We start from the raw sequence: 5,805 nt of genomic DNA on the forward strand, positions 1-5,805 counted from the left end.
GGAAGCCAATGATCGAGCCGCGGCATTGGCTGCGCCAACGGTAAAGACGCGGAAAAAACCCATCGCCGCCTGAGCGCCAGGCGCCGGCGCGACGGAGCGCGATCCGAAGGTTGTACCTGCGAAGTTTGCGGTGTCGGGGCTTCTCCTGAACCATTCTGCCCCCCTTCTCCGCTGAAATTTAAGCCATTTCCGGGAACGACGATTTCACGAGGTATCGGTTCCGTCTCAGGAACGTTTCCGATCGCCGCGACGTTCTCCGGGCGTGGTGGAGTTGCTGTTGTGTGTGCGCGTCGCATGTTGCGGTCCGGCCCTGGCGCCGAGATTGTCCGTAGTCCTGTCCTCGAAACGTGGGTTTGGCTTCATCCCATTAGCACGACTGACTAATCGCATCGTCAATCTCCTGCTCGATCTCAAGGGCGATTGATGCCGGCGGAGAGGGTGAGCATGCGGCGTGTCCGCGAGATTTTGCGATATCGGTTCGAGCAGGGCCTCGGTCACAAGGCGATCTCGGTGCGCGTCGGCGCGGCGCCATCGACGGTGCGCGAGACCCTGCGACGCGCGGCTGCGGCGGGGCTGAGCTGGCCGCTGGGCGAGGATATCGGCGACGCCGGGCTGGAGGCTGCGCTGTACCATCCCGCCGGCACGAAGACGGGTCACCGCCGCAGCCCCGAGCCTGACTGGGCCGTGGTCCACCGGGAGATGAAGCGCAAGCATGTGACGCTCCAGATCATCTGGGACGAGTACATCGCACGTCATCGAGACGGCTACCGCTACAGCCGCTTCTGCGATCTCTATCGCGGCTGGGCGGCGAAGCTGCCGGTGACGATGCGCCAGAGCCATGCCGCCGGCGACAAGCTGTTCGTCGATTATGCCGGTGACAAGGTCGCGGTCCTCGTCGATCGGCTGACGGGCCAGGTCCGCGACGCGCATATCTTCGTGGCGGTGCTGGGCGCCTCGAGCCTGGCCTACGCCGAGGCGAGCTGGAGCGAGACGCTTCCCGACTGGATCGCCGCTCATGTTCACGCGGTCGAGGCCTTCGGCGGCGCGCCGGCGCTGTTCGTGCCCGACAACGCCAAGGTCGCGGTGATCAGGTCGTGCCTGTACGATCCCCAGGTCAACCGCAGCTATGCCGGCATGGCGGCCCACTACGACAGCGCGGTGCTGCCGACACGGCCGCGGCGCCCTCGCGACAAGGCGAAGGTCGAGGCCTGCGTGCTGATCGTCGAGCGCTGGCTGCTCGGGCGGCTGCGTCACCGGATCTTCCACAGCCTGGCCGAGCTGAACGCCGCGATCGCCGAGATGCTGGTCGATCTCAACGACCATCGTGTCCTGCGCCGGGTCGGACAGACCCGGCGTCAGCTCTTCGAGGCGATCGACCGTCCGGCGCTGCGGCCGTTGCCGATCGAGCCCTATGTCTTCGCCGAATGGCGGCTGCGGCGGGCTGGCCTCGACTATCATGTCGAGATCGAGCGCCACTATTACTCGGTTCCGTATCGCTTCGCGCGCGAGCAGGTCGAGGCCCGGATCACCGCGCGCACGATCGAACTCTTCCATAAGGGCGAGCGCATCGCGGCCCATCTTCGCGGAAGCGGCAATGGCCGCCACACGACGATCACCGAGCACATGCCGTCCTCGCACCGGCGCTTCGCCGACTGGACGATCGAGCGCATCGCCCGCGACGCCGCCGCGATCGGCGTCTGCACGGCTCTGCTCTGCGAGAAGATCCTGACCGATCGACCCCATCCCGAGCAGGGCTTCCGCGCCTGTCTCGGCATTGTCCGCCTGGTCAGGGGCTTCGGCCGCGAGCGGGTCGAGGCGGCCTGTAACCGCGCGCTCGATATCGGCGCGCGGACCTATGGCTCGGTCAGGTCGATCCTCGACAACCGGCTCGACCAGACCCCGGCCGCGGCGCCCGCTCCGGACCAGCCGATCGCGCATCCCAACATCCGAGGCTCACGCTACTACCACTGAAGGAGAGCAGCATGCTGAACCATCCCACCCTCGATCGTCTCAACGCCATGGGCCTTGCCGGCATGGCCAGGGCCTTCGACGAACTCATCGCCAACGCCGAGGCCCAAGGTCTCACCCACCCGGAATGGCTCGCCCTGCTGCTCGACCGGGAATGGAGCTTCCGGCACGATCGCAAGCTCGCCGCGCGTCTGCGCTTCGCCAAGTTGCGCCATCAGGCGGCGCCAGAGGACGTCGATTACCGCAGCAGCCGCAAGCTCGACCGAGGGCTGTTCACCAAGCTCGTCGCCGGCGACTGGATCGGCGCCCACGACAATCTGGTGATCTGCGGCCCCACCGGCGTTGGAAAGAGCTGGCTCGCTTGCGCGCTCGGGCACAAGGCCTGCCGCGACGATCGCTCGGTCCTCTATCAGCGCGTGCCGAAGCTGTTCTCGACGCTCGCCCTGGCACGTGGCGACGGGCGTCACGCCCGCTTCCTCGCCAAGCTCGGCAGCGTACAGCTCCTGATCCTCGACGACTGGGGCCTCGAGCCGCTCGACGCCAAGGCCCGCCATGACCTTCTGGAGATCCTGGAGGAACGCTATGGACGCAGGTCAACCATCATCACCAGCCAGCTTCCGATCTCGGCATGGCATGAGGTGATCGGCGATCCGACCTATGCCGACGCCATCCTCGATCGGCTCGTCCACAACGCCCATCGCCTCGACCTCGACGGCGACAGCATGCGCCGCGCCAAAACCCAACCTCAGGCTTGACCACAGGCCGAAACGACACAACAACAATCAGCGTCCAGCACGGCCCGCTTCCGGGGGCGACATCATCTCGGAATCAGGGTGCGCCATCATCTCGGAAACGAGGGGCGACTTCGTCGGAATCGGCAAGGAACAGGGCCTGCTCGTCCGAACACTGTCGGGGACCCTGATTGGGCCGATATCCGGGCACGCGCAGATATTCTGCTTGGCCAGCAGGAATGATCTTATTCTGGCAGCCATACCGAAGCAGGGGCCAATTTGCTCAATGACGAGGGGCCGCCAACCGTTCCATCGGCGGCCATGCGAACGACCGACGTGATGAGGCGGAGTGGCCATATCGCAGCCTCAAGGCGTGAATGTCGTTTGAGGCTCCGGGCCCTTTGATCCCATGCCTCTCAGCAACCTCCCCGCCCGCATGGAAGGCGGGATCGACCTCGCTCTGCCGGAGCGTCCCAATCCGGGTCCCCGTCGCCCGGGCAAGGGGCGCTACCGCTCGCGATCGCCGCCCTGCTCGCCTTCCTCGCAAGGAGGTGATCTCGAAGACGGGCGCCGCCCCGATAATGAGGTGAACTGGGCTGACGGGCACCCCTTCGTGATCGTTACTGCGCCGCCTAATCGGCCAGCTTCGCCGCCTTCATCCGTAACGTGACAATGACCCCCTCGGCGGACCAGTTGTAGTCGATCGAGCCGCCCAATTGCCCGGAGATGCTACGAACCACGAGGCGGCTACCGTACCCACCGGCGCCGTTTGGAGGTTCGACGGCGGGACCTCCGCGCTCTGTCCAGACGATCTTGATCTCTTCGTCGTCCGAGCAACCTGAAACATCTAACGTGCCGGTGTCGGCCGACAGCGCGCCATACTTCAACGAGTTGGTCGCGAGCTCATGGATGACCAGGGCCAGCACGGTCGCCGCACCTTCACCAACGCCCATGCGCGGCACCGCGACGCGGATGCGCCCGCTGAAGGCGCCCAGATCCTCATAAGGAGACAGCAGGATCGACAACAGGTCGCCGAGGAGAGCMGCATGCCCCTGATGGCCCGGGAGCGGCCGCACTAGATCGTGCGCTCGCCCAAGAGCCGCCAGGCGTCCCGTCAATTCGGTGGCCATCTCTTTGGCGGTCGTCGTGGACCGCGACGAGATCAGGGTCAGCCCCGAGGCAATTGCAAGCAGATTCTTGACGCGATGGCTCATCTCCCCGGCGAGAAGCTCATGGCCTTCCTCGGCCTGCTTGCGGCCCGTCACATCCAGAAAGATGCCGTACGCAACGCCATTGTGCAGATGGGAATCGTCGCCAATGCCGCGCGCAGAAATCCAAYGGATCTCCTCGTCGATAATAATGCGAAAGTCGATTTCGTAGGCACCGACAATGGCCCGCGCCGCAGCGAAGGCGGCCCGGACCCGATCCCGATCCGCGGGGTGGATGCGGGCAGACAGGTCCTCGAACTTCACCGGGTTGCCGTCGTCCGGCACGGCCCATAAGGCGTATCCCCGTTCGTCCATGGCGAACCGGTCGGTCTCTACGTTCCACGACCACAGGGCGACCCCGGCTGCGCCGATAGCGCGACGGAGGCTCTCAGCGCTCCACGAAAGAGAGTTGCTGGTGGGCATGATTACACTCGGACCGGCCGCGGGGTGCGCATGCTATCAGGAAGGTCGGGATTCTAATAAGTCGCAGCATCTGCATCGTCGCGGAGCCCCTTGAACGACGCCTGCCGCAGTTTGCTCGCTGGCGGATATCCCGGGCCGTGCTGACCGGTCCAGGCAATCTCGGCCCCAGGCCGACACGCAAAACGCGACGCGTGCACAACAGCTACTCCAGCACCGTCCCAAACGCCGGGCCACGACAAATCGTTCCCCCGGGCAAGGAACACTCAAAGATCCCCAAAGTTAGAGACACGTGCGTCCAGATGGGGGCAGGCGAAACCGGGATAGCTTGGCGGGTAAGGTGAAATCGATGACCTCTGAGCCATGCGAAATACCCAGGAGTGTGCCGGCCGACCAGGAGGGCAGGTCAGGGGTCGCCYCCCCCAGGAATTATCAAGGCGCTTTCGCCCTGAGCACGCTCGACCGCCTCGGATGTGGGTATCTCGTTGTCGAGCACCGCCGCAGGATTGTCGAGGCCAACGCCGCAGCCCGGCTGATTCTGCGCTGCAAGACCAGTTCGGGCGAAGAGTTTGATCAACTGACGAGCGCCTTCATGCAATTGTTGGCGCGGGCGCCACACCGGCCGCCGCTGGGTCCATTGTGTTGGGTCGTCATCTGGAACCAACACGAAGCGCCGTTCGTCCTGAACCAGGCCGCAGACGCTATACCGCACGATAGTACCAGTCTGGTGATGCTGGTCGATCTTGACGCTCACCTGCGACCTAACCCCTTCATGCTTCAGCGCATGTTTGGTCTGACTACGGCCGAGACGCGGCTTGCGCTTCTGTTGGCCAACGGCGATCTGCCGGTCGATGTCGCCCGTAAGCTGCACCTCAGCCGCTCGACCGTTCGCTCGCAACTGTCCGCACTCTTCGCCAAGACCAATACCAAGCGTCAGGCGGAGCTGGTCACATTGCTCGCCCGGGTCGCGGTCCTGCCATAAGGCTTTGGCGCGGTGCATGGAGCCAAGCACCCGAGCCTAGGATCTGTGGACACTTATCTGATCCATAGGACCATGGCGGCGATTGTGACGACGGAGTGTCTGGCGGTCTTTTCGAACCGCGTCGCGACCCGCCGAAACTGCTTAAGCCTCGAGAAGCAGCATTCGATCAGGTGGCGCTGGGCGTAGAGGTGCTTGTCGAGGGGATATTTGCGCGCCMGTGACGGGTTGTTGGGAATGACGGCGATGGCGCCCTTCTCGGCAATCTTTCGCCTGAGGGGATCGGCGTCATAGGCCGCGTCGGCCATGACGAGCTTTGCGGGCAATCCTTCGATCAGAGCTAATTCGTTTAACCGTGTAGCTACGGAGCCCGTCGTCGATCGCTTTGGGTGATTATCCGACAAGCCTCTGCGCCACGCTGCGCGATAATGAGTTCCCGCCAGGGGTCTGGCTTCTCTGCGAAGTCGGCGCTGAGCCGCTTCATGATCGGGTCGGATGG

At 64.5% G+C, this 5,805-nt stretch carries 5 protein-coding genes; 3 read left to right on the top strand and 2 right to left on the bottom strand.

The window, feature by feature from the left end:
* The first annotated feature begins 444 nt into the window (after window positions 1-444).
* Window positions 445-1,971, top strand: a complete 1,527-nt coding sequence (gene istA / locus AC1DJT_RS33665; RefSeq protein ID WP_476770841.1) for an IS21 family transposase — start codon at window positions 445-447, stop codon at window positions 1,969-1,971.
* A gap of 11 nt (window positions 1,972-1,982) precedes the next feature.
* Window positions 1,983-2,723 (top strand): IS21-like element helper ATPase IstB, encoded by a 741-nt coding sequence (gene istB, locus AC1DJT_RS33670; protein ID WP_476770842.1) that lies wholly within the window; start codon window positions 1,983-1,985, stop codon window positions 2,721-2,723.
* Window positions 2,724-3,331: 608 nt separating this feature from the next.
* Here istB and AC1DJT_RS33675 read toward each other — a convergent pair.
* Entirely contained in the window at window positions 3,332-4,330 is a 999-nt protein-coding gene (locus AC1DJT_RS33675; RefSeq protein ID WP_476835778.1) for a sensor histidine kinase, read from the bottom strand.
* A gap of 337 nt (window positions 4,331-4,667) precedes the next feature.
* Here AC1DJT_RS33675 and AC1DJT_RS33680 point away from each other — a divergent pair, with 337 nt between their 5' ends.
* Entirely contained in the window at window positions 4,668-5,309 is a 642-nt protein-coding gene (locus tag AC1DJT_RS33680; RefSeq protein WP_476835779.1) for a helix-turn-helix transcriptional regulator, read from the top strand.
* 53 nt (window positions 5,310-5,362) lie between these two features.
* Here the strand turns inward: AC1DJT_RS33680 and AC1DJT_RS33685 are convergent.
* Window positions 5,363-5,805 (bottom strand): transposase (locus AC1DJT_RS33685; RefSeq protein WP_476835780.1); only part of this gene is annotated, 443 nt, incomplete at its 5' end.

This window comes from Allobosea sp. 05T422_2 (assembly GCF_056396265.1).